Here is a 24,160-nt window from a genome sequence, read left to right as displayed (position 1 = left end):
ATATCCAGGTATTATTATGCTATTACGTACAGAAAGAATAAATGAGAAGTGTTTTTCAAAGGGAGCGAATTGTTCACACTCTTTTGTACAACCTTTTCATCATACGAATGAGGGATTTCATTTATGTAGTAGCGTATTAGTATAGTAATGGATAGAAGTATTATACAATGCACATGAAGGGGAAGGAATGATGAAGAATTGGGTTCAATTTAGAATTGCACGTCCAACTGATAAGTTTGAAGAGGTAATTACATTTTATAACAAAGGGTTGGGGTTAAAGCAAATTGGAGAATTTTATAATCATGAAGGATATGATGGGGTGATGTTTGGGCTACCTGATGCAGAATATCATTTAGAATTTACAAGACATCATAATGGTAGCCCATGTCCAGCTCCAACAAAAGATAATCTACTTGTATTCTATTTCACAAATCAATCTGAAATTTACAAAATAGCAAAACGATTACATACACTGGGATATGGTGAAGTAGAACCTGAAAATCCATATTGGAGAGAGAAAGGCATTACGATAGAAGATCCTGATGGATGGAGAATCGTACTTATGTATATAGAAAAGTAAAGGAGGATCAGATAGAGCTTTTGGCTATTTCATTTAGAAATTAGGCTGTTACTGGGAGTTGAAATATTATTCTTATATGAAAAAGAGCTTATGGAGATGGTGGAATCTTCATAAGCTCTTTTGTTTTTCTATTTATCAACTATTGTTAGAATGTTAAATTAATAATTAATTATGCGGTATATGAATAATTGTTATTTATTTTTTGGGGGAGGAAAAACTTTTAAATTTGACAAAATTCCAAACGATGGATTTCTATACAAATATAAAAAATAGTGTAGAAATCTGTCATTTAATAGACGTTTACATTGGAACTGATTCTGTATAGTCTTTGTGGTGTAAGGGCATCTATCCCTTATATAAAAATGATAAGGAGGTTATAAAAATGAAAAAAATGAAAAAATTTGCTGGGGTGGCGTTAACAGGAATAATTGGGTTAAGTGGATTGCTTTTTTTAGAACCGAATGTGAGTGCTGCAAAAATACCGGAGCTTGGGGATGAAAACTTTAACACAATTACAGTCTTTTTGAAGCAAAATGAGGGATATATACTGAGTGGGAGAAGTATTGATATTCTTTCAGGTGATGTCGAAGCAGTTATTTTAAATAAATATACCATCCAATTTGAAAAGCCTGGCCAATACATTGTTCGAGTGAATGGCTGTATTTATAATGATGTTTATACTTTTATAGTTGAAGAGTAGAAGAGTATATGATGGAATGGTTTGCATGAATCAGCAGTAGCGAAGAATCCACTTTTAGTTTAGAAAGTGGATTCTTTTACTTTTTAAATGTGAAAAGATGCATATGTGTGGCAAAATGAGATGAATACAGTCAAAAAAGTTAAAAAATTTAGTTTTAAGGATTATAATAGAAGGAGATGGAGAAAAAGGGAGTGACGATAGATGAGACAAGAATTAATAGAAAGATTTACACGATATGTAAAAATTGATACACAATCGAATGAAGAAAGCCATACAGTACCATCAACACCAGGGCAAATTGAGTTTGGAAAACAATTAGTTGAAGAATTAAAACAAATTGGTTTGATTGAAGTAACGATGGATGAAAATGGATATGTCATGGCAACACTTCCTGCCAATACAGATAAAGATGTTCCTGTAATTGGATTTTTAGCTCATTTAGATACAGCAACTGATTTTACCGGGAAGAATGTAAAGCCGCAAATTCATGAAAATTTTGATGGGAAAGCTATTACATTAAACGAAGAATTAAATGTCGTATTAACACCAGAGCAGTTTCCAGAGTTGCCGTCTTATAAAGGACATACTCTTATTACAACTGATGGAACGACGCTTCTTGGTGCGGATGATAAAGCTGGTTTAACAGAAATTATGACTGCGATGAATTATTTGATACATAATCCACAAATTAAGCACGGAAAGATTAGAGTGGCATTTACACCGGATGAAGAGATTGGACGCGGACCTTCTCATTTTGATGTGAAAGCGTTTGGAGCATCTTTTGCTTATACAATGGATGGAGGCCCACTTGGAGGATTAGAATATGAGAGTTTCAATGCTGCAAGTGCTAAACTCACTTTTAAAGGGAATAATACGCATCCAGGTACAGCAAAAAATAAAATGTTAAACGCTAGTAAGATAGCGATGGAATTCCACAGTCAGTTACCGGCCGAAGAAGCACCTGAGTATACGGAGGGGTATGAAGGGTTTTATCATCTTCTTTCTTTAAATGGAGATGTAGAGCAAAGTAAAGCATATTACATTATTCGTGATTTTGATCGCGGTAATTTTGAAGCTCGAAAAAATAAAATCAAGCAAATTGTAGAGAAAATGCAAGAAAAATATGGCGAAGAAAATATTATTCTTGAGATGAAAGATCAATATTATAATATGCTTGAGAAGATCGAACCAGTAAAAGAGATTGTGGATATTGCTTATGATGCGATGAAAAATTTAAATATTGAGCCAAATATTCAGCCGATTCGCGGAGGAACAGATGGTTCTCAATTATCGTATATGGGATTACCGACTCCAAATATTTTTACAGGGGGAGAAAATTACCATGGAAAATTTGAGTATGTTTCTGTAGATAATATGGAAAAAGCTACTCATGTCATTATAGAAATAGCACGGTTGTTTGAAGAACGAGCGTAAGAAAGAAATCCAGGTAGTAAAATAAAATTTGCTATCTGGATTTTTTACCATATACAAAGGGGATAGGGACCATGAATCAAGATGAGCTAATAGGGTTTATTGGTACGTATACAAAGGGAGAGAGCGAAGGGATTTATCGTTTTATTTTAGATGTGAAATTAAAGGAAATAAGAGATATAGAAGTGGTAGTACATATAGAAGATCCGACTTATTTTGCGATTCGTCATGATAATCAATATTTATATTCTGTTGCAAAAAACAATGGATTGGGCGGAGTAGTTAGCTTTTTGATTGACACGAACACAAAACAACTGACCGAACTCAATAGGCAAATGGTTAAAGGGCCATCGCCGTGTCATGTAAGTATAAATTCAAAGGGTAATAGAGTGGTGGCTGCAAATTATCATAAAGGGACACTCCAATTTTATATGGTGAATCGAGAAAATGGAATATTAGAAGGAGCATCGATTACGTATCATAGTGGTTCTGGTCCAAATAAAGAAAGGCAAGAAAGACCACATGTTCATTATGCTGGATTTGCGCCTAACGAAGCATATGTTATAGCAGTCGATTTAGGCACCGATCAGTTAATGACTTATAAAGAAAAAGAGGGAAGGTTAACAGAAATACAGAGCTTATCTGTTCATCCAGGAAGTGGTCCAAGGCATCTTGTGTTTCATCCAAATGGTAACTATGCATATGTATTGACTGAACTGAGTTCAGAAGTCATCGTATTGACATATGATAAACAAAGGGGAAGATTTCAACAAATCCAATCTATTTCAGCTTTGCCTAAAGCGTATGGCGGAAGTAATTATGGAAGTGCGATTCAAATTTCTTCTGATGGAGAGTTTATATACGCAGCAAACCGCGGGCATAATAGTATTGCAATTTTTCGAGTCAATCAAGATTCTGGGAAATTGACATTTTTAGAGGCTATATCAACGGAAGGAAATTGGCCACGAGATTTTACACTTGATCCGACAGAACATTTTATTATTGTTGTGAATGAAAGATCTAACAATCTTATTTTATTTTCTCGAAATAAGACTACTGGACAATTAACACTTGTACAATCGAATGTAAGTGTGCCTAGTCCAGTGTGTGTGAAGTTTTTGCATAAAGAATAAAAAGAAACCTATTTGTCTTTCTTCTCAGATAAATAGGTTTCTTTTTGTATGTTTTATTAAAATATTTCAAATCATTCTTGAAATATTTTTGTATGGAATATATAATTAATAACGATAATCATTATCATTATTAATTAGAGTGGAGATTATAGAATAGAGGAAGTGGATGCATGCAGTTTATTGTAGGGTAGAGGATATATTATTAGAAAAAAGATATAACATGCAAAATATATCAATTTTTTGTGATATTTAATATTGGGGAGGAGAAGTATTCAAATGAACAAGAAATTATTTACACTAGGAATGGTGACAGTATTAAGTATTGGCCTTGCTGCTTGTAACAGTGCAGACAAAAGTTCAGGAGAACAAAAGCAAACATCGAAAGCAACAGAAACAAAAAAAGATGAAAAAAGAAAAATTACATATTTAGGGAAAGAATATACGGTGCCTGCGAAAGTGACAAATATCGTAACATCTAGCTTAGAGTCAATGGAAGATGCAGCTGTTCTTGGTATTAAGCCAGTAGGTGCAATAACAGTAGGGGGAAAATTACCTGAGTATTTAGCAAAAGATTTAGAAGGTGCGAAGTCTGTTGGGGAGAAAATGCAACCGAACTTCGAAACGTTACTTCAACTAAAACCAGATGTCATTACTTCTAGTTCAAAATTCCCACCGGAAACAGCTGAGAAGTTTACAAAGATCGCTCCAACATTCCCAGTATCACATATCTCAACAAATTGGGAAGAAAACTTAAAATTAATGGGAGAGTTATCTGGTAAAAAAGAGAAAGCGGAAAAAATTATTAAAGATTACAAAGCTGATGCCGCAAAAGCGAAAGAACAAATTGGTAATACATTAAAAGATAAAAAGGTTCTTGTTATTAGACTAAGAGCTGGTAACTTATATCTGTATCCAGAAAGTGTATACTTCAATCCTGTTATTTATAAAGATTTAGGATTAACTGTTCCAGAAGAAATCAAGTCTGTAAAAGCACAAGAAGCAATCTCTTTAGAAAAATTAGCTCAGAGCAATCCAGATTATATCTTCTTACAATTTGAAAAGAGCGAGAATAAAGATAAACCACAAGTATTAGAAGATTTGCAAAAAAATCCAATTTGGCAAAGCATCAATGCTGTAAAAGATAAAAAAATATTTATAAATGCTGTTGATCCAATGGCGCAAGGTGGTACTGCTTGGAGTAAAACAACGTTTTTAAAAGAAGCTGTCAAAAATTTATCTAAATAATTCAATAAGTAAGGTGCGTTGAATGATATGCGGAAAATAAATTCAGTACCAATGATAATTTTATGTTTCGCACCCATATTTATTTTATTTACAATGATGCTTTCTATTTTTTATGGGGCGAAAAATATTGATTTTGAAACAACTTGGAATGCATTATTTCATTTCGATTCAAGCAATGTAAACCATAATATTATTATTACTTCTCGTTTACCAAGAGTAGTTGCGGCTCTTTTAGTAGGAGCATTTTTAGCCATATCAGGAGCACTTATGCAGGGGATGACAAGGAACTATCTTGCATCCCCTTCTATTATGGGGGTAACAGACGGTTCTGCATTTGCCATTACCATTTGTATGGTGTTTTTACCAGGAATATCTTCTGTTCAAATGATTTTATGTTCTATGATTGGTTCGGCGCTAGGAGCAGGAATGGTTTTCGGCTTTGGTTCATTATTGCGAAATGGTTTATCACCAGTTCGATTAGCGATTATCGGAACTGTAATAGGTACCTTTTTAAGTAGTGTTTCAGCTGCGATTGCATCGTATTTTCAAATTTCTCAAAATATTAGTATGTGGTATAACGCGAAGTTGCATCAAGTAGATCCAAATATAATCAAATTGGCAATTCCTTTTGGGATAGTTGGGATTATATTAGCACTCATCATTTCAAAATCTATTACGATTCTTTCATTAGGAGAAGAGGTTTCTATTAATTTAGGACAACGTACAAACCTTGTAAAAATAACTGCAATTATAGCAGTTGTATTATTGACAGGTACAGCTGTTGCACTGGTTGGAAAAATCGGATTTGTAGGATTAATTATTCCACATATGACCCGTTTTTTAATCGGGGTGGATTATAAATGGATTATTCCTTGTGCAGGAGTAATTGGTGGTGTGTTTCTCGCTTTATGCGATGTATTAAGTAGATTTGTAAATTATCCATTTGAAACACCAATTGGAGTTGTTACCTCTCTAATTGGAATTCCTTTCTTCCTTTATTTAATTCATACAAGAGGAGGAGAGAAACATGTTTAGAGATTTAAATAAGCGTTATGCCATGACAATGGGGATTACGATCTCTTTCATTTTGGGTGCTATTTATATAAGTGTAACGAATGGAACTTTCGATATTTCCATTATAGATGTATTCCGAACAATATTTCGGATTAATCCTGTACCTGAACATGACTTAGTTATATTTGATTTTCGGCTACCGCGAATTATCATTGCCGCATTTGTAGGACTCGGTCTTGGAATTGCTGGTGCAGTGGTTCAAGGGATTACAAGAAATGGATTAGCGGATCCTGGTATTTTAGGAGTTAATGCTGGAGCAGGAACGGCAATCGTTATTTTTATGTTTTTCTTTCAAGGACAAATAAAGAGTACAGACTGGGTTTCTATTATGATGATGCCATTGTTTGGTTTAGTTGGCGGCTTAGGAGCAGCTATATTAATCTATATGTTTTCTTGGCGAAATGGAAGATTAGATTCACAGCGTCTTTTATTAACAGGAATTGCGATTGGATCAGGATTTGGAGCTTTCTCTATGTATATATCGTTAAAAATGAAAGCGACGGACTTTGAAATGGCTGCTGTTTGGGTTTCTGGAAGTATATATAATTCAAACTGGCAATATATTGTTGCGATGTTGCCGTGGCTAATTATCTTAATTCCAATTGTGAAAAGAAAAGCGTACTTGCTTGACCTGTTTCAATTAGAAGAAACAAGTATCACGAGTTTAGGGGTTTCGGTAGAAAGAGAAAAATCGATTTTACTATTAAGTAGTATCGGCTTGGTAAGCGCCTGTGTTTCTGTTGCAGGAAGTATTGGATTTGTAGGATTAATGGCACCACATATCGCAAAACGTTTAGTCGGCATTCAACATAAGTATGTTATTCCTACATGTGGTGTAATTGGTATGTTACTTGTCATTGTTTCAGACTTTATTGCCAAAACAATTTTTACACCTGTAGAGTTACCGGTTGGAATTGTCATTTCCATTATTGGTGTACCATATTTTCTCTATTTGTTATACAAAGCGAAAGCGTAAGAGGAGGGAGAAATCGTGAAAGTATTACGTACAGAACATCTAGAAACAAGTTATGAGAAATTGACAGTATTTCGTGATTTAAATGTAGAAATACAAAAGGGAAAAGTGACAACCATTATCGGCCCGAATGGATGTGGGAAATCTACTTTATTAAAAACAATGGGACGTATTGTAAAACAAAAAAACGGTAAAGTATATTTGCAAGATCAAGATTTACATACGATTCCAACGAAAGAAATCGCAAAGCAACTCGCTTTACTTCCGCAAAATCCGATTGCACCAGGAGAGCTGAAAGTAGAGGAATTGATTTCTTATGGTCGTTATCCACACCGGAAGAATGTGAATAAACGATCAGCTGAGGATACAGAAGTGATTGAATGGGCTTTAGAGATTACAAAAACAGCAGCATTTCGCAATCGTCAAATTGCAAATTTATCGGGCGGTCAGAGACAAAAAGTATGGTTGGCGATGGCGTTAGCACAGGAGACAGAGGTTCTTTTGTTAGATGAACCAACAACCTATCTTGATATGTCCCATCAATTAGAAGTGTTACAAATTGTGGAACGATTAAATAAAGAACATCATTGTACGGTTGTAATGGTGTTACATGATATTAATCATGCGGCGCGGTTTTCAGATGAGATTATTGCGATGAAAGATGGGAAGATCATGATGACTGGAAGTCCTGTAGAAATCATTACAAATGAAGTATTAAGAAGTGTGTTTCATATTAATGCACGCGTTATGATAGATCCTTACAATGGTGCCCCTGTATGTTTTGGGTATGATAGTGTTACGAACGAAGATACAGACTTGTATGCAACAAGCTAAGAAAAGAAAAAAGAGAGGCGATCATTATATGAATACATACATAGAAAGAGAAACTGTTATCGTTTCTGGAGCAGAGCAATGGGAGATGTATTCAGATATTGGGAAGCGTAAATATCGAATTTATATTTCAAAGCCTAAGCAGCCAGCTCCAGACAGTGGATATCCTGTCATTTATGTATTAGATGGGAATGCATACTTTCAAACGTTTCAAGAGGCGATGAAGGTTCAGTCAGGAAGAGCTGAAAAAACAGGAGTTCCTGCTTCTATTATTGTTGGGATCGGCTATCCAATTGAAGGAGTGTTTGCGGGTGCAGAAAGATGTTACGATTTTACTCCTTATCCGCTCTCAGTAGATGCACCGCCGAAGCCTGATGGAAAACCGTGGCCAAAGTCGGGAGGAGCAAATAAGTTCTTAGCATTTATTCAAGAGGAATTGAAACCACAAATTGAGAAAAACTTTACTATTAATCCAAAAAAACAGACAATATTTGGACATTCATTTGGTGGATTATTTGCATTGCATATATTGTTTACAAAAGTCAGTGCGTTCCAAAATTATTTCATCTGCAGCCCCTCCATTTGGTGGAACAATCAATTGGTTCTTGAAAATCAATTGAAATTTATAGACAAATGGAGCCAAATGAATGATGAGGTTCGAGTTTTCCTTACAGTTGGCGGAGCAGAAAGAGGCCATATGCTTCAAGATGCAAATGCATTATCAGAACGTTTATCCAAACTGGAGAATCATAAGTTTCAATTTGCTTTTTATGAAGCGGAAGGAGAGAATCATGCATCAGTAGTCCCAACGGTTTTAAGTAAAGGATTGCGCTTTGTAAGTAATATCCTTTAGTTATTCCTTTAAACAACTAAGAGATGTGTGATTTATATAATCATGCCAATCTATTAACTAGAAACTTTAAAGCGAGCGAGTCGGTTTTCTTATTTGAATCGTTTTATCTTCCACCTTTAAAAGAAGTAAGGGGAAGATGAAGCGTTTTTTCTTTTTGAAGAAAAATCATCGTTCACGTTTTTTCCACTATTTGTGGGAAGCTATATTCCCATCGTAAACAAAGAAACGAAATAGAAGTGGGTAGGATTTTCCGTAAAAGTTGAATTGGTGAAGGCTTTTATGGAATAGTAAGTGAAGGAATTCAATGATTCTTTTTATAAGTATAATAAGTTCTTGTCCCCCATCAATAGGAATAATAAAACTATTTTTGAAAACATGGATGTATAGAGTAGAAGGAAACTTGTATGAAGAGTCTTATTAAGGTTTAATGGTATGAATAAAGTACTTAATTGAAGATGTTTATGTAGAGTATATCTGTATGTATATTTTATGCTATAAATGTTATACTCCGAGTAGATGATATTATACTATAGATGAATTGGAAAATAATTTTATGAATGAATATCTATTTGTTAATACAATTGAAACTTTAAGAAGGTGATAAAATGAGCCATAATGAACAGAAAGCAGCTACTACGCATAGATCGGATAAAGAAAAAGAACAAATTATAAATCGATTAAAGAGAATTGAAGGACAAGTTCGAGGTATTCAAAATATGATTGAAAATGATCGATATTGTGTGGATATTTTAGTACAAATTTCTGCCATTAATGCAGCGATGAAGAAAGTCGGAATGAGTATTCTCAAAAATCATACGCATCATTGTGTTTCTCATGCTATTCAAGATGGTAATGGGGATGAGGCAATAGAAGAGCTAATGAGAGTCTTTGAAAGGTTTTCGAAAGCGTAAAAAAAGCGAGCTAGTAAAGAACTAGCTCGCTTTTTTACTGATTATTTTACGGCTTCTTTTAATTCTTTGCCGGCTTTAAATGCAGGTACTTTAGAAGCTGCAATTTGCATTTCTTCACCTGTTTGTGGATTACGACCTGTGCGAGCAGCTCTTTCACGTACTTCGAATGTACCAAAGCCGATAAGTTGTACTTTTTCGCCAGCAGCTAAAGTATTTGTAATAGATTCTACTACAGATTGTACAACAACAGTAGCCTCTTTTTGAGAGATTTCTGCTTTTTGTGCTACGCTTTTAATTAATTCTGTTTTATTCATTTTTTTCACCTCATATGTAATACTATTTGTATTTGAGTTGTTATTATAACGCATAAAAGTGTGGAGAACAAGTGTACGCTGATAGATTCACAAAAAATACATTGTTTGTATCGAAAACAACACTATTTTCCCCATTCATAAAGAGAATTATACCATTTGAACCAATATTTTATAAGGATGATATACGATTTACCATACGATAGTTTATGTTCATAATGTAAAGTTGCTGTTTATAAAGCATAAATCAGTGCATTTAAACAGATACCGATTTTTTTTCAGTAGATGCCGTTGTTATTTTCGATTGCTGTTTATAAGCTAGGAAATAAGGAAGAGCTACAAACAGCATCCCTCCTACTAAATTTCCAAAAAAGACAACAATAAAATTTGGAAAATAGTCTGCCCAAGTGACATGACCCGCGAAGATAGCAGCTGGAATGACAAACATATTTGCAACAACGTGCTGAAAGCCTATTGCGACAAAAGTCATAACAGGAAACCAAATGCCAATCATTTTCCCACTAAACTCTTTACTTCCCATGCTGAGCCAAACAGCTAAACAAACGAGCCAATTACATCCAATAGCAGAAAAAAATGCTTGTATAGCTGTATCATGAAGTTTTGATTGTGCGATAGATACCGTTTTTGCTAAAAATTGTCCTTCAGTTAGTCCAACGATATGTCCAAAGAAATAAGCAACAAAAACAGCGCCAATAAAGTTACAGATTGTAATAATACATAAGTTCTTTACAACGTTGAAAAAAGTAATACGCTTTTGAAACCAAGCCATCGATATTGTCATCATATTACCTGTCACTAATTCGCCACCAGCAAGAATAACAAGAATAAGACCAATCGGGAAAACAGCTGCCCCTAGAAAAGTAGAAAATGATCCTAACGCTTTTGGCATTGTCCCAATCACACGAATATCAAGCAAATACCCTAACGCTATGAAAGCGCCGCCAAAAAAACCGAGAATAAGCATCGGAAGTAGAGGCAGTAATGCTTTCTTCTTACCTAAATCAGCTGCCAAATTGGCAATTTCATGAGGTGCATAAACAGACATAAGAAATCCCCTCCGTTGTTTCGCATCATCATTATGAATCATTAGAAAATATGAAAAAAGATTGTAAATAACAATGATGTCTTCTCAATTATTCTATATAAAATTTGTATCTATGCTATAAGTTAGCGAGATGAATAATGTATTTATTCATAATGATTATGTGTTGTAGTATAGAACCAATTGTTGAATAAGAAAGACGTCATTCAATATGTTATAAAATATGTATAAATTTGTCAATTGTATTAGAATAGTAAAAAGGAGGAGAGAATCCTGTTTTACGCAATTTTCTATAAAATCATACAAGTGAATGTTTAATCGGTGGGGCTTCATCCCCACCGATTATGAGTCTACCTTAACATATCGGATAACATCTACTAAACTGAGTTTTACTTATAACAAGACAATATGTTTTAGCAAACTTTCAAATGCTGAGATATAAAGAAAGTAGGTTATGAATATAAATAGAGAAAAGTTTTTAAAGTCGTAACTAACATTATTTTAGATTATGAAGTGTATGAAAGTATGTTCGATAAGTATGAGAACATGCATAGTTATTTTTGGCACCCCAATTGAAGAAAATAGAGAGTAAGGATATGGCTCATGAAACTATTCTACTAACGAATTTGATAAAAGTGACCATGCTATTAACCCATGCATGACTAGAAAAAATACATATATTGGTAGTATAGCCAGTCTTATGGTTAAACAGATACAAAGGAGAGAATCAGTATGAGTAATTTTCAAAATGAAGATCCATGTCCAATTGAAGTACCTTGCGAAGTGACAGGGCAAAATAGAGTTCCACTGTCAGATGTCGGTGCAACGCCTATCCTTACTCCAGGAACACCGATTGTAAAAGTTCCAGTTGTATTAGCGGAAAGAACACTTCAAATTGTCGTTGAAGCGAATGTTCCATTAGAGCCAGCAGCATCGGAGATTAAGCGTGTGTTAAAAAATGCATTTTTAACACAATGTAAATTAGTACCAGTAGCGTTTACTCCTATTTCTGGTACTAATTTTCGTCAAGTGACAAGAGCGAAACTATTTGTAGAAGGTTACATTCGAAAAAATATTGAATATGCTTCTGGTGATTGTAATGCGGCATTACTTGATAGAATCGCACACATTCCGTTTGCTGGTTTTGCTGATTTAACAGAAGCAGATTTTTTGACACGGCCTATTATCGCATCTTCGTCTGAAGCTACTTCTCGCTTTATCAACCCTCATGATGGAGATTTGTCGCGATTGGACAAATACTACTTTGAAAATACTGTTTTTTATAATGAACAACCATATTGTGAATTAATTAGTGCGGCTTTCTTTGAACTGGATTATTCACCTCGCCCAACTAATTTGAATGAGGTGTTCACAGAGCTTCGAGAAAAAATCGTTTTAGACCTTACTGTGAAAGTATTACAAACACAGCAAGTACAAGTAACAGGGTTATAATGAAAAAGGACATCCTCTTTTTTGTGAAAAGAGAATGTCCTTTTTTGCAGAGAGGGCATATATAACGTTGACAATAAATATATACATAATTATAAAGAGGCGATTTCATTCATCAGTTAGGAAGTGATACATGATGAATAAACCATGGATGAATTATGAAGAGATGAGTAACATCATTTCTAAGCAAAATGCTGTATATAAAGTTATTCAATTTGCAGATAAAGAGATGTATCCAGGTTGTGAGAGATACTCTAAATTTGTTAAAACTCCTTTTTCGATTATGAGGGATATAAAAGATTTTCTTATGCCTCCCATTATAAATGTGGTTAATGAAGAAATGTTTGTATATAAAAATCAAATATCCAATGAAAGAGATTCACGATTAGTAATGACGATCCAACAATATAATGAACAGCCGCATTGCTATTTGAAATCTACAAAAATTGTAGAAGACCGATCTCTTATAGAAGTTGGCAATGATTTTACTACAAACAATATAAATACAGGAAAGATGCAACAATCGTCTTTAACTTCTCTACATCAAATTGTCCCACCAAAAGAAAATGAAGAAAAAAATCTTTCTTTTCTCGCAACAAGGCTGCCTGTTCTGTTAGGAGATTATAAAATAGAATTAGCTTTAGAAGAAATGGTAATATTTCCTGGGAAGGTAGAAATAAGAGGAATCTCAAAGAATATTGTTGTAACGAGCAGTGGATTTATTCCAAAAGAAAAACTTAGGGCACACAAATATGTAAATAAAATGAAAGCAGGTAAGCTTTGGATTGAAGGATATGTGTTGCAACAGATTGATTATAAAATGCATTCAAAATATGCTCAAAGGTATCAAATGAAACAAAAGATGTTTGTAGAGCTAAGAGTGCAATTGTTGCAAAAACAAGAAGTACAGTTGGAGGATATAAAAACAATATTTTCATAGTAGATATGAAGCAATTTTCTTGACTTTTTATGTAGATATAAGGAAAATAGTTGAAAAGAAGGAGGGGTGATGATGGAAGAGTACGTATTAGAGCTCTATAACATGTTATATACGACAGATTGGCAAGATGTTATTTCCTTTCTGGGAATATTGTTTTGTATGAAGATGGTTCTTTTATATATGGAAGAGCATCGTATGTTCTATTCTTTCTCATCCCTGTCGGATTTACAGCAGGAGCCGATTTTCAAAAATATCCATATGTATAATCAGGAATTGCCGTTTATCCTATTCTTTATGATTCGCTTTATCACAGCGGTTGTAAAGAAAAAGGAAAGCGAAGAAGAAGACTGTGATGATCCCCCTTGTCATATAGCGCATGCTTTATAAGCTTAAATATAAGGAGGAGATTTACATGTGGTTTCGATTTCTTATGATCGGTTTCTTTTCAGCAACAGCCATTTTATTAATGGGATATCAAGTGTCTGAAATTTTTCAAGCGTATAGCGATATGTTTTTTAAGAAAAACTAATCGCATTGCTATTTCAACTCATAAGCGATACAATCCTTCTTAAGAAAGAGAATTAAGGAGGATTTTTTCTTTTTTGAACTTGTTTGTGTCAAAGTATTGTCACATTTTCACTATGCATAATATGTTAAAATAGTGAAGTTCATGATACATATGGAAAAGAAGAGGGAGTGAACAAATTGGCGGGTCATTCAACAAATCAGAAAAGCTATGCTTCCATTGTGATAACGCTTTCTATAATTGTTAATGCGATTATTTTATTTTTATTTTTTGGACCTGTAGGTTATAAGGGAGAAGTACATTTTGATGTAACGATCTTACCGATGTTAAATGCGATTTTTAACAGCTTTACATTTGTTTTCTTATTGGCGGGATTATTCTCCATTATTAAGAAAAATGTAAAAATGCATCGCGGTTTTATACTTGCGGCATTTACGACAACTTTGTTATTTTGTGTATCGTATTTAACGTATCATTACTTAGCACCAGCAACACATTTTGGAGGAGAAGGTGTCATTAAATATGTATATTTCTTTATTTTAATTACACATATTTTTCTCGCGGCCATTATCGTACCGCTCGCTTTATTCTCACTTGTGTTCGGTTTTACAAACCAGTTAACACGCCATCGTAAAATTGTGCGTTGGACGATGCCAATCTGGTTATATGTAAGTCTTTCTGGTGTTATTGTGTACTTAATGATTTCACCTTATTATTAATCAAAAATCTCAGCTATTAAAAAGGCTGAGATTTTTTTTATGGACAGTGAATATTTCTGAATAACAAGAAAAAACGGTATGCAAAAATTTCGTAATCTAATGCAGCTTATATTGGTCAAGGGGGCAATTAGATGAATTGAGAAATGAAATTCCATTATTTAAGGAAACGGTTCTTCTCGTATATGGAGGAAGATAGAAACATATAGTGACCTTCTTGATGTATTCCGAGAAGGTTGTTTTTGGATGAGTTTGAATGTTTTTGGTTGATTTGTGTGAGGGTTTTTATTATACTGTAATCAAAGAAGAGGTGAATGATATGTTAACGCCTGAACGTCATCAGCTTATTTTAAAGCTTGTGAAGGAATATAATGTTGTGAAATTGCAGGAGTTAGTAGAAAGGACAAAAAGTTCGGAATCAACTATTCGTCGTGATTTAGCACAGCTAGAAAAACAACGCTTATTAAAAAGAGTGCATGGTGGAGCTTCCGTGTTATCGGGAAAAGGTCAAGAGCCTACAATGGTTGAAAAATCAACCAAAAACATTCAAGAAAAACGAGCGATTGCTAGTTTGGCAGCTTCTTTAGTTGAAAAGGGTGATTGTATTTATTTAGATGCAGGGAGTACAACGTTTGAAATGATTCCATATTTAATAAATAAGGATGTGACAGTTGTCACAAATGGATTGATGCATATAGAGGCTTTAGTTGAAAATCATATTCGTGCATATTTGCTTGGTGGAATGATGAAAAGTCAAACAAAAGCTTTAATTGGTGCAATGGCACAAGAAAGTATGCAGAAATATCGATTTGATAAATGTTTCTTAGGAGCAAATGGTGTGCATGAACAACTTGGATATACAACGCCAGATCCAGAGGAAGCACTACTAAAAAAAATGGCATTAACATTAGCGAATGAAGGATATTTTTTAGTTGATGAAAGTAAGTTTTCCGAAGTTGCGTTTGCTAAGATTGCTAATATTGAAGATGCGAAAATGATTACTAACGCACTAGAAGAGATAGAAGAATATAGGAAAAAAACGAATGTGATTGAGGTTGATAAATCATGATCTATACAGTGACATTAAATCCATCTATTGATTATGTTGTTCAAGTAGAGCCCTTTATGTTAGGAACTGTGAACAGAGCGGAAAAAGATATGAAATTCCCCGGAGGAAAAGGAATTAATGTATCACGCGTACTCCATCGTCTTGGTGTTCAAAATATTGCTCTTGGTTTTACAGGAGGATTTACAGGAGAATTCATTAAAAGTGTATTGAAAAGTGAAGATATTAATACTGATTTTGTTCAAGTAGATGGAGATTCAAGAATCAATGTGAAAATAAAAGGAAAAGAAGAAACGGAATTAAATGGCCAAGGTCCAATAATTACAGAAGAGCAGTTTCAGCAGCTTATGAAGAAGTTTGAAAAGATGCGAGCGGGGGATTTTGTTGTATTGGCTGGAAGCATTCCGTCCTCTATTCCTAAAAATTTCTATGAACAAATAGCGATGTATGGAGAAGAACGTGGTATTCAAGTAGTTGTTGATACAAGTGGTAGTGCTTTAAAGCATGTTATGAAAAATAACCCTTTTCTATTGAAGCCAAATCATTATGAACTTGGTGAATTGTTTGGAAAGGAACTTTCAACTGTAGAAGACATCCTTCCGTATGGAAAGAAATTAATTGCACAAGGTGTACAAAATGTTATTGTTTCTATGGCAGGAGAGGGCGCATTATTGTTTACAAATGATGGTGTGTATGAGGCAACTGTACCGAAAGGACAAGTTGTGAATTCCGTTGGAGCAGGAGACTCTCTTGTTGCAGGGTTTGTAGGAATATATGAACAAACAAAAGATATAATAAAAGCATTTCAATATGGTGTTGCAACAGGAAGTGCAACCGCGTTCTCAGCAGACTTATGTACGAAAGACAAGGTAGAAACATTATTATCGCAAGTAATCGTTACAAAACGATAGGGGGAACAGTATATGAAAATTACAGAATTGCTAAAAAAAGATACCATTATTATGGATTTGACAGCTTCAGATAAAGAAGCTGTCATTGATGAATTAGTAGAACGGTTGGAGAAAGCAGGAAGGTTAAATAGTCAAGCGGAATTTAAAGAAGCCATTTTAAAGCGAGAGGCACAAAGTACAACAGGAATTGGAGAAGGGATTGCAATCCCGCATGCGAAAACAAAAGCAGTTAAAGAACCTGCCATTTGTTTTGGAAGAAGTGTAAGCGGTATCAATTATGAATCTCTTGATGGACAACCTGCACACTTGTTTTTTATGATTGCTGCAAGTGAAGGGGCGAATAATACACACTTAGAAACTTTATCCTGTTTATCTACGTTATTAATGGATGAAGAATTTCGAAAACAACTATTAGAAGCGACAAGTCAAGAGGAACTTCTTCGTTTATTCGATGAGAAAGAGAATGAAAAAGAAGAGCATGTTGAGAATGTGAAACTTAAGAAAGATGAACCATATGTATTGGCAGTAACTGCTTGTCCGACTGGTATCGCTCACACATATATGGCTGCAGATAGTTTGAAAGCAAAAGCAGCGGAGTTAGGGATTGCGATAAAAGTAGAAACAAACGGCTCAACAGGTGTTAAAAATGCTTTAACAAAAGAAGATATTGAGCGAGCAACAGCTATTATTGTTGCAGCTGATAAACAAGTGGAAATGAATCGTTTCACTGGAAAATATGTAATACAAGTGCCGGTTGCAGATGGAATTCGGAAATCAGAACAACTCATTCAACGTGCGATTAAACAAGATGCACCGGTTTTCCAAGGAGTAAAAGATAGTAGAAACGCTGAAAAGACGGAAGAAGAACAAGGATTTGGTATATATAAGCACTTAATGAATGGCGTAAGCAATATGTTACCGTTTGTAGTTGGCGGCGGTATATTAATTGCATTAGCGTTTTCCTTTGGAGGAATTAAAGCGGAAGGACCTATAGCAGAGATGTTAATGAGTATTGGCGGCGGGAAAACGGGTGCGTTTCTATTTCTCGTTCCAATATTAGCAGGATTTATTGCGAGTTCTATTGCTGATCGTCCTGGATTTATGCCAGGGATTGTCGGTGGATTTCTAGCAGCACAAGCAAATGCTGGTTTTCTTGGTGGACTAATTGCGGGTTTTTTAGCAGGATATGTTGTTCTTGGTTTGAAAAAGGCATTTGCGAATTTACCAGTTCAGTTAGAAGGGATTAAGCCAGTTTTACTATATCCAGTCTTTGGACTATTAATTACAGGAATTTTGATGACGAAAGTTGTAAACCCACCTGTAGTTGCGCTGAATGAAGTTTTAACAAATTGGTTAAATAGTTTAGGTGGAACAAATGCTATCTTACTAGGGCTTATTTTAGGTGGTATGATGGCTATTGATATGGGTGGTCCAATTAATAAAGCTGCATTTACATTCGGAATCGCAGCAATTGAAGCTGGGAACTCTGGGATACATTCAGCTGTTATGGCTGGGGGAATGGTTCCTCCGCTTGCAATTGCACTTGCGACAACAATTTTTAAAGCAAAATATACAGAGGCAGAGCGTAAATCAGGGCTTACTAATTACATTATGGGAGCATCGTTTATTACGGAAGGTGCAATTCCGTTTGCAGCTGCAGATCCAATTCGTGTTATTGTAAGTTGTGTAGTTGGTTCAAGTATGGCTGGTGCATTATCGATGTTATTTCATATTACATTGCCCGCTCCTCATGGTGGCTTATTTGTTATTATGTTAGTGAATAAGCCCCTGTTATATATTCTGTCTATTGCAATTGGATCTATGATTTCTGCTCTTATGATGGGAATATGGAAAAAGAAAATACAATAAAAAATGTAAAGAACGGCTATCTAGTAGGTAGCCGTTCTTTTTTATAACGGTATATGTAATATTACCTTTTTAATTTGTAATAAAAAGGTAATATTATTTTGTTTCATGTAAAAAAATATGTATAGAAATAGAATAGAAATCTATTAAAAGTGATGTGAATCAAGGTAGAAAGGTAATTTTTTATATTCAAATGTATATTACAGACTATTAATAATTTGTTACGAATCGTTTGTAATTGTGTGATTTTCTTCATTAAAAAAAATCTGTTGTTATAATGAGGACACAAAAACAAAGCGAATGGAGGCTATTCATGAAAAAAATAGTTGGTATAGCAATAGCGGCGTTTTTTGGTTTTGGAATTTATGATTCTTCGGCTAAAGCGGAAACAGTTGTAACAACAGATGTACTCAATGTACGAGAAGAACCAACTGTGGAATCAACAGTTGTAGGAAAAGTGTTAAAAGGTCATGAACTACATGTTGTAAATACAGAAAATGGATGGTCACAAATTAAATGGAATGGTAAGGATGTATTCGTAAGCGCAGCGTTTACGAAAAATATGTATTATGTAACTGCAAATGCATTGAACGTACGTGCAGGAATGAGTGCGAGTTCAGAAATTCTCGGTACGCTAAAGAAAGATGATTTGATTGAAACAACGAATCAAATACAAAATGGTTGGCTACAATTTCATTATAATGGAAAAACAGCTTATGTTTATGCTTCTTTCTTAACAGAAAAAGCGCCTGTAAAAGTTGTAACACCTGTAAAGGAAAAAGCACCAGTAAAACAAGTGCAAACAAAGGCGCAAGTCGTACAATCAAAACCGGTAGTACAAGAAAAAAAGCAGACACAGGTAGTGCAATCAAAACCGAAAACTACAAGTGAACCTTCAGGTGGACGTGAACTAACGGTTGAAGCTACAGCATATACAGCTCATCCAAGTGAAAATGGTACATATGGCGGTCGAGTATTAACAGCAATGGGTCATGATTTAACAGCCAATCCGAATATGAAAGTGATTGCTGTTGATCCGAATGTGATTCCGTTAGGATCAAAAGTGTGGGTAGAAGGGTATGGAGAAGCGATTGCTGGTGATACTGGCGGTGCAATTAAAGGTAACCGTATTGATGTGTTAGTTGGCTCTGATGGAACTGCTAACCAATGGGGACGTAAGCATGTGAAAGTGAAAATTATAAAATAGTATATCATGAAAAAACCTGTTAGGAATTTCCTGACAGGTTTTTTGTATGTTAAAAGGGATATATAGTTCGACCAGTAATAATTTTATACATGCTACAAAATTGATTCTGTATATATTGTAGTGAATTGGATGATAATGAATCTTTATCAATTACTGTATGAAAGGAACGAAGCAGACAGTTTAACGCAAAATATAATTCTTCCTTGGTACAATCTTTTTCTTTTGTTGATATAGCAAGAATAAGTTCGTTTGTTAATTTTGAAAAATCAATAGGGGCTTGTCTTACATTCATGCTATCCCCTCCGATCATATTTTTTTATCATATATATGAAGAAGTGAAGAAATTATGTCTATTGTAAGAGTTTTATTAATATAATTTCATTTACCGAATTGAAAGAACTTGCATTTTAACAGTTAATATTGGTAAGATTGGATATAATGACGGAGTACATTACATAAAGAGAGTTGAAATATATGGAAGAAAAGCAACGTGAGAAAGTTGTTGTCATCATCGGTCCGACAGCTGTAGGAAAGACGAAGCTTAGCATTGAACTTGCAAAAGCGTTGAATGGTGAAATTGTTAGTGGAGACTCTATGCAAATTTATCGTACGATGGATATTGGGACTGCTAAAGTAACAGCTGATGAAATGGAAGGGATTCCGCATTATATGATTGATATTAAGGATCCAGAAGATTCGTTTTCTGTAGCGGAATTTCAAGAGCTTGTTCGCGGACATATTCGAGAAATTACAAAACGTGGGAAATTGCCGATTATTGTTGGTGGAACGGGTCTTTATATCCAATCTGTTCTATATGATTATCAATTTACAGATGAAGCAGGAGATACTGCATATAGAGAACGAATGGAAAAATTAGCTGAAGAACAAGGGGTAGAATTTGTACATAAAAAATTAGAAGAAGTAGATCCAGAAAGTGCAAAGCGTATTCATGCTAACAATGTAAGGCGTGTGATTCGAGCGCTAGAAATTTTCCAGACAACCGGGAAAAAAATGAGTGAGCAACTTGAAAAACAAAAAAATGAATTATTATATGATGTTGTCTTAATTGGCTTGACAATGGATCGTACAATGCTATATGATCGCATCAACTTACGTGTTGATCTTATGATGGAACAAGGGTTAGAGCAAGAAGTGAAACGCTTATATCAAAATGGTGTACGAGATTGTCAATCTATTCAAGCAATTGGTTATAAAGAGTTATATCGTTATTTTGCAGGAGCTACCTCGTTAGAAGAGGCGATATCGCAATTGAAAACAAATTCACGTCGATATGCGAAACGTCAATTAACTTGGTTTCGTAATAAAATGGATGTAGCATGGTTTGATGTTACAGATGGTGAAAAAACAGCAGAAATTTTGCGATATATAGAAGGAAAGCTCCAACTAAAGTCGAATAATAATTGAGTAGAGAAAAAGAGGAGGATTCGACATGAAGCAATCAATCAATATTCAAGATCAATTTTTAAATCAACTACGTAAAGAAAATACGTTTGTGACGCTGTACTTATTAAATGGTTTCCAGCTTCGTGGATTAATTAAAGGGTTTGATAACTTTACAGTTTTATTGGAAACAGAAGGTAAGCAACAGCTTATTTATAAACACGCTATTTCTACATTTATGCCTCAAAAGAATGTTGCAATTGAATTAGAATAGCAAATAAATGTACATAACAAAAAAGAGCGAGAATCTCGCTCTTTTTTTATTTATCTTGCACTTTCATGGAAATAACAAGAAACATGATTTAGGTTAAGCGATTCTAAATATAGTAAGTCGGATGTTAGTATCGCCTGTAGCAGGAATTGAGATTTCACCTAGAGTGGATTGAACAGTGATATTTGTGCCGGCTGTCAATGTTTCAATTGTTGTGAAAGAAAGAGAAGAACCAATTACATTACCAGAGAAATTATCACTTGGTACAGCTCCGTTTTGCGAAATACCTACTCCGAATGGTGCGCAAGCAGGTGCAGTGATAGAAATTGAAAAACTGATAACATAAACGCCATCTTCAAGAATAGTAAGTGTGTCAGTCCCATTGAAATTAATATTTCTAAGGTTAGAACTTGTGCTAAAGACGAAATTTTCCCCTAAATCTACAGTTTGAGAGTTAGAATTTTGTAGAACGGCTGTTGCGACTGGAAAGCTAGCTCCTGTTGCCCCAGTAGGCCCTTGAGGTCCAGTAGCGCCGGTAGGTCCTTGGATACCTTGAGGCCCGGTAGCCCCTGTAGGTCCTTGGATGCCTTGAGGCCCTTGAGGTCCAGTAGCCCCTGTAGGTCCTTGGATGCCTTGAGGCCCTTGAGGTCCGGTAGCGCCGGTAGGTCCTTGAACGCCTTGAGGTCCTTGAGGTCCAGTAGCCCCTGTAGGTCCTTGGATACCTTGAGGTCCGGTAGCCCCTGTAGGCCCTTGGATACCTTGAGGCCCTTGAGGTCCAGTAGCGCCAGTAGGCCCTTGAGGTCCAGTGGCCCCTGTAGGTCCTTGGATGCCTTGAGGCCCTTGAGGTCCAGTGGCCCCTGTAGGTCCTTGGATGCCTTGAGGCCCTTGAGGTCCAGTGGCCCCTGTAGGTCCTTGGATGCCTTGAGGCCCTTGAGGTCCAGTGGCCCCTGTAGGTCCTTGGATGCCTTGAGGCCCTTGAGGTCCAGTGGCCCCTGTAGGTCCTTGGATGCCTTGAGGCCCTTGAGGTCCAGTGGCCCCTGTAGGTCCTTGGATGCCCTGAGGCCCTTGAGGTCCAGTAGCGCCGGTAGGTCCTTGGATACCTTGAGGCCCTTGAGGTCCGGTAGCCCCTGTAGGTCCTTGGATGCCTTGAGGCCCTTGAGGTCCAGTGGCCCCTGTAGGTCCTTGGATGCCTTGAGGCCCTTGAGGTCCAGTAGCGCCGGTAGGTCCTTGAACGCCTTGAGGTCCTTGAGGTCCAGTAGCGCCGGTAGGTCCTTGAACGCCTTGAGGCCCTTGAGGTCCAGTGGCCCCTGTAGGTCCTTGAACGCCTTGAGGCCCTTGAGGTCCGGTAGCCCCTGTAGGTCCTTGAACGCCTTGAGGCCCTTGAGGTCCGGTAGCCCCTGTAGGTCCTTGAACGCCTTGAGGCCCTTGAGGTCCGGTAGCGCCGGTAGGCCCTTGGATACCTTGAGGTCCTTGAGGTCCAGTAGCGCCGGTAGGTCCTTGGATGCCTTGAGGTCCTTGGATGCCTTGAGGTCCGGTAGGTCCAGTAGCGCCGGTAGGTCCTTGGATGCCCTGAGGCCCTTGAGGTCCAGTGGCCCCTGTAGGCCCTTGAACGCCTTGAGGCCCTTGAGGTCCAGTAGCGCCGGTAGGTCCTTGAACGCCTTGAGGTCCTTGAGGTCCAGTAGCGCCGGTAGGTCCTTGGATGCCCTGAGGCCCTTGAGGTCCAGTAGCACCTGTAGGTCCTTGGATGCCCTGAGGCCCTTGAGGTCCGGTAGCCCCTGTAGGTCCTTGAACGCCTTGAGGCCCTTGAGGTCCGGTAGCCCCTGTAGGTCCTTGAACGCCTTGAGGCCCTTGAGGTCCGGTAGCGCCGGTAGGCCCTTGGATACCTTGAGGTCCTTGAGGTCCAGTAGCGCCGGTAGGTCCTTGGATGCCTTGAGGTCCTTGAGGTCCAGTAGCGCCGGTAGGTCCTTGGATGCCCTGAGGCCCTTGAGGTCCAGTAGCGCCGGTAGGCCCTTGAACGCCTTGAGGCCCTTGAGGTCCAGTAGCGCCGGTAGGTCCTTGAACGCCTTGAGGCCCTTGAGGTCCAGTAGCCCCTGTAGGTCCTTGAACGCCTTGAGGCCCTTGAGGTCCGGTAGGTCCAGTAGCGCCCGTAGGCCCAATTGTTCCAAATGGTGCAAATTCAATGAGTATAAGTTGTAATTCTTCAATTTGATCAATGATGCATTCAAGTATACAATCATCTAATCGGAATAATTTAGTGATGTATAGTAAATAGTTGACCAAGTTTTGAAGTTCAATAAATACGGCGCCTGGAACAAATGTAGGATTTTCTAATATGGTTATTAAATTTTTTATAATCGCAAGTCCGATTGCTTTTTGAGAAGAAGAAGTCTCTAAACATTTAATAAACTTTTTTAATAAGCATAATGTATCTATAAAATCTTCAATGGTCGATGGAGAAGGATTAAGGAATAGGTTAGGGATGGTTTTTGTTAAATGGGAGATAATTGCTCGGAATGTTCGAAGTTGGGATTTAGAAATCGGGATGGAGCTTAAGATTGGGATGCGTCCAGAATTATTAGGAAAACACGGTTTAGGTAGTTTATCATGACTATCAAAATAAGACATTCTTTTTTCTCCTTTCTTTTGGGATACGAACGAATTCATAATAGTAAATGCAAACAGGAAACAATCGGGACTAGTGA

Annotated in this window: 24 protein-coding genes; 20 read left to right on the top strand and 4 right to left on the bottom strand. The window is 36.4% G+C overall.

What is annotated here, in order from left to right:
* Positions 1–190 precede the first annotated feature (190 nt).
* The 10 genes from BCER98_RS12235 to BCER98_RS12190 all read left to right on the top strand — a co-directional run bounded on the left by BCER98_RS12235 (position 191) and on the right by BCER98_RS12190 (position 9,731).
* Positions 191–580, top strand: a complete 390-nt coding sequence (locus tag BCER98_RS12235; protein WP_041809892.1) for a VOC family protein — start codon at positions 191–193, stop codon at positions 578–580.
* A gap of 382 nt (positions 581–962) precedes the next feature.
* A complete protein-coding gene (locus tag BCER98_RS12230) occupies positions 963–1,280 on the top strand; it encodes a hypothetical protein (RefSeq protein ID WP_012094847.1) in 318 nt (105 codons plus the stop codon).
* Positions 1,281–1,481: 201 nt separating this feature from the next.
* Entirely contained in the window at positions 1,482–2,714 is a 1,233-nt protein-coding gene (gene pepT / locus BCER98_RS12225) for a peptidase T (protein ID WP_012094846.1), read from the top strand.
* A 71-nt stretch (positions 2,715–2,785) separates the two neighbouring features.
* A complete protein-coding gene (locus BCER98_RS12220) occupies positions 2,786–3,844 on the top strand; it encodes a lactonase family protein (protein WP_012094845.1) in 1,059 nt (352 codons plus the stop codon).
* Between the two features lie 276 nt (positions 3,845–4,120).
* Complete coding sequence (locus tag BCER98_RS12215; RefSeq protein ID WP_012094844.1) at positions 4,121–5,089, top strand: iron-hydroxamate ABC transporter substrate-binding protein; 969 nt, start codon at positions 4,121–4,123, stop codon at positions 5,087–5,089.
* A gap of 27 nt (positions 5,090–5,116) precedes the next feature.
* Positions 5,117–6,124, top strand: coding sequence for a FecCD family ABC transporter permease (locus BCER98_RS12210; protein ID WP_012094843.1), 1,008 nt, complete (start codon positions 5,117–5,119; stop codon positions 6,122–6,124).
* Between the two features lie 22 nt (positions 6,125–6,146).
* Positions 6,147–7,139, top strand: coding sequence for a FecCD family ABC transporter permease (locus BCER98_RS12205; protein ID WP_370684834.1), 993 nt, complete (start codon positions 6,147–6,149; stop codon positions 7,137–7,139).
* Positions 7,140–7,154: 15 nt separating this feature from the next.
* On the top strand, positions 7,155–7,970 hold the full coding sequence (locus tag BCER98_RS12200) for an ABC transporter ATP-binding protein (protein ID WP_012094841.1): 816 nt from the start codon (positions 7,155–7,157) through the stop codon (positions 7,968–7,970).
* A 28-nt stretch (positions 7,971–7,998) separates the two neighbouring features.
* The gene (locus BCER98_RS12195) at positions 7,999–8,820 is read left to right on the top strand and encodes an alpha/beta hydrolase (protein ID WP_012094840.1); all 822 of its coding nucleotides are present in this window, start codon (positions 7,999–8,001) and stop codon (positions 8,818–8,820) included.
* Positions 8,821–9,425: 605 nt separating this feature from the next.
* Complete coding sequence (locus BCER98_RS12190; RefSeq protein WP_012094839.1) at positions 9,426–9,731, top strand: metal-sensing transcriptional repressor; 306 nt, start codon at positions 9,426–9,428, stop codon at positions 9,729–9,731.
* A 41-nt stretch (positions 9,732–9,772) separates the two neighbouring features.
* On the opposite strand, the gene BCER98_RS12185 is transcribed toward BCER98_RS12190, so the two are convergent.
* Positions 9,773–10,045, bottom strand: coding sequence for an HU family DNA-binding protein (locus BCER98_RS12185; protein WP_012094838.1), 273 nt, complete (start codon positions 10,043–10,045; stop codon positions 9,773–9,775).
* 253 nt (positions 10,046–10,298) lie between these two features.
* Positions 10,299–11,108 (bottom strand): formate/nitrite transporter family protein, encoded by an 810-nt coding sequence (locus BCER98_RS12180; protein ID WP_012094837.1) that lies wholly within the window; start codon positions 11,106–11,108, stop codon positions 10,299–10,301.
* A 729-nt stretch (positions 11,109–11,837) separates the two neighbouring features.
* Between BCER98_RS12180 and BCER98_RS12175 the strand changes: the two genes are divergently transcribed.
* From BCER98_RS12175 to BCER98_RS12140, 8 genes are all read left to right on the top strand, one after another.
* Positions 11,838–12,557, top strand: coding sequence for a CsxC family protein (locus BCER98_RS12175; RefSeq protein WP_012094836.1), 720 nt, complete (start codon positions 11,838–11,840; stop codon positions 12,555–12,557).
* 133 nt (positions 12,558–12,690) lie between these two features.
* On the top strand, positions 12,691–13,494 hold the full coding sequence (locus BCER98_RS23165; RefSeq protein WP_235436416.1) for a DUF7852 domain-containing protein: 804 nt from the start codon (positions 12,691–12,693) through the stop codon (positions 13,492–13,494).
* Between the two features lie 69 nt (positions 13,495–13,563).
* On the top strand, positions 13,564–13,881 hold the full coding sequence (locus BCER98_RS12165; protein WP_081428391.1) for a hypothetical protein: 318 nt from the start codon (positions 13,564–13,566) through the stop codon (positions 13,879–13,881).
* A 318-nt stretch (positions 13,882–14,199) separates the two neighbouring features.
* Positions 14,200–14,739 carry a DUF420 domain-containing protein gene (locus BCER98_RS12160; protein ID WP_012094832.1) on the top strand — a complete coding sequence of 180 codons (540 nt, stop codon included), beginning with the start codon at positions 14,200–14,202 and terminating at the stop codon, positions 14,737–14,739.
* A 316-nt stretch (positions 14,740–15,055) separates the two neighbouring features.
* The gene (locus BCER98_RS12155) at positions 15,056–15,805 is read left to right on the top strand and encodes a DeoR/GlpR family DNA-binding transcription regulator (RefSeq protein ID WP_012094831.1); all 750 of its coding nucleotides are present in this window, start codon (positions 15,056–15,058) and stop codon (positions 15,803–15,805) included.
* Positions 15,802–16,713, top strand: a complete 912-nt coding sequence (pfkB, locus tag BCER98_RS12150; RefSeq protein WP_012094830.1) for a 1-phosphofructokinase — start codon at positions 15,802–15,804, stop codon at positions 16,711–16,713. Before BCER98_RS12155 ends, pfkB begins: the two co-directional genes overlap by 4 nt.
* 12 nt (positions 16,714–16,725) lie before the next feature.
* Entirely contained in the window at positions 16,726–18,582 is a 1,857-nt protein-coding gene (locus BCER98_RS12145) for a PTS fructose transporter subunit IIABC (protein WP_012094829.1), read from the top strand.
* A gap of 310 nt (positions 18,583–18,892) precedes the next feature.
* Positions 18,893–19,786 carry a 3D domain-containing protein gene (locus tag BCER98_RS12140; protein WP_012094828.1) on the top strand — a complete coding sequence of 298 codons (894 nt, stop codon included), beginning with the start codon at positions 18,893–18,895 and terminating at the stop codon, positions 19,784–19,786.
* A 49-nt stretch (positions 19,787–19,835) separates the two neighbouring features.
* On the opposite strand, the gene BCER98_RS12135 is transcribed toward BCER98_RS12140, so the two are convergent.
* Positions 19,836–20,078: a hypothetical protein gene (locus BCER98_RS12135; protein WP_012094827.1), complete on the bottom strand. Its 243-nt coding sequence runs from the start codon at positions 20,076–20,078 to the stop codon at positions 19,836–19,838.
* Positions 20,079–20,260: 182 nt separating this feature from the next.
* On the opposite strand from BCER98_RS12135, the gene miaA reads away from it, so the two are divergent.
* Together miaA and hfq are read left to right on the top strand one after the other, a co-directional pair.
* Complete coding sequence (miaA, locus tag BCER98_RS12130) at positions 20,261–21,211, top strand: tRNA (adenosine(37)-N6)-dimethylallyltransferase MiaA (RefSeq protein ID WP_012094826.1); 951 nt, start codon at positions 20,261–20,263, stop codon at positions 21,209–21,211.
* 25 nt (positions 21,212–21,236) lie between these two features.
* Positions 21,237–21,461 (top strand): RNA chaperone Hfq, encoded by a 225-nt coding sequence (gene hfq / locus BCER98_RS12125; RefSeq protein WP_012094825.1) that lies wholly within the window; start codon positions 21,237–21,239, stop codon positions 21,459–21,461.
* Between the two features lie 93 nt (positions 21,462–21,554).
* On the opposite strand, the gene BCER98_RS12120 is transcribed toward hfq, so the two are convergent.
* Complete coding sequence (locus tag BCER98_RS12120) at positions 21,555–24,083, bottom strand: Gly-Xaa-Xaa repeat protein (protein ID WP_012094824.1); 2,529 nt, start codon at positions 24,081–24,083, stop codon at positions 21,555–21,557.
* Positions 24,084–24,160: the final 77 nt, after the last annotated feature.

The sequence above is a fragment of the Bacillus cytotoxicus NVH 391-98 genome (assembly GCF_000017425.1).
Lineage (GTDB): Bacteria > Bacillota > Bacilli > Bacillales > Bacillaceae_G > Bacillus_A > Bacillus_A cytotoxicus.
This window is presented reverse-complemented; position numbering and strand designations above follow the sequence as displayed.

Coding starts and splice junctions, on each gene's coding strand:
- BCER98_RS12235 (WP_041809892.1), top strand. CDS start 191: ATGAAGAATTGGGTTCAATTTAGAATTGCACGTCCAACTGATAAGTTT.
- BCER98_RS12230 (WP_012094847.1), top strand. CDS start 963: ATGAAAAAAATGAAAAAATTTGCTGGGGTGGCGTTAACAGGAATAATT.
- pepT (WP_012094846.1), top strand. CDS start 1,482: ATGAGACAAGAATTAATAGAAAGATTTACACGATATGTAAAAATTGAT.
- BCER98_RS12220 (WP_012094845.1), top strand. CDS start 2,786: ATGAATCAAGATGAGCTAATAGGGTTTATTGGTACGTATACAAAGGGA.
- BCER98_RS12215 (WP_012094844.1), top strand. CDS start 4,121: ATGAACAAGAAATTATTTACACTAGGAATGGTGACAGTATTAAGTATT.
- BCER98_RS12210 (WP_012094843.1), top strand. CDS start 5,117: ATGCGGAAAATAAATTCAGTACCAATGATAATTTTATGTTTCGCACCC.
- BCER98_RS12205 (WP_370684834.1), top strand. CDS start 6,147: ATGACAATGGGGATTACGATCTCTTTCATTTTGGGTGCTATTTATATA.
- BCER98_RS12195 (WP_012094840.1), top strand. CDS start 7,999: ATGAATACATACATAGAAAGAGAAACTGTTATCGTTTCTGGAGCAGAG.
- BCER98_RS12190 (WP_012094839.1), top strand. CDS start 9,426: ATGAGCCATAATGAACAGAAAGCAGCTACTACGCATAGATCGGATAAA.
- BCER98_RS12185 (WP_012094838.1), bottom strand. CDS start 10,045: ATGAATAAAACAGAATTAATTAAAAGCGTAGCACAAAAAGCAGAAATC.
- BCER98_RS12180 (WP_012094837.1), bottom strand. CDS start 11,108: ATGTCTGTTTATGCACCTCATGAAATTGCCAATTTGGCAGCTGATTTA.
- BCER98_RS12175 (WP_012094836.1), top strand. CDS start 11,838: ATGAGTAATTTTCAAAATGAAGATCCATGTCCAATTGAAGTACCTTGC.
- BCER98_RS23165 (WP_235436416.1), top strand. CDS start 12,691: ATGAATAAACCATGGATGAATTATGAAGAGATGAGTAACATCATTTCT.
- BCER98_RS12165 (WP_081428391.1), top strand. CDS start 13,564: ATGATGGAAGAGTACGTATTAGAGCTCTATAACATGTTATATACGACA.
- BCER98_RS12155 (WP_012094831.1), top strand. CDS start 15,056: ATGTTAACGCCTGAACGTCATCAGCTTATTTTAAAGCTTGTGAAGGAA.
- pfkB (WP_012094830.1), top strand. CDS start 15,802: ATGATCTATACAGTGACATTAAATCCATCTATTGATTATGTTGTTCAA.
- BCER98_RS12145 (WP_012094829.1), top strand. CDS start 16,726: ATGAAAATTACAGAATTGCTAAAAAAAGATACCATTATTATGGATTTG.
- BCER98_RS12140 (WP_012094828.1), top strand. CDS start 18,893: ATGAAAAAAATAGTTGGTATAGCAATAGCGGCGTTTTTTGGTTTTGGA.
- BCER98_RS12135 (WP_012094827.1), bottom strand. CDS start 20,078: ATGAATGTAAGACAAGCCCCTATTGATTTTTCAAAATTAACAAACGAA.
- miaA (WP_012094826.1), top strand. CDS start 20,261: ATGGAAGAAAAGCAACGTGAGAAAGTTGTTGTCATCATCGGTCCGACA.
- hfq (WP_012094825.1), top strand. CDS start 21,237: ATGAAGCAATCAATCAATATTCAAGATCAATTTTTAAATCAACTACGT.
- BCER98_RS12120 (WP_012094824.1), bottom strand. CDS start 24,083: ATGTCTTATTTTGATAGTCATGATAAACTACCTAAACCGTGTTTTCCT.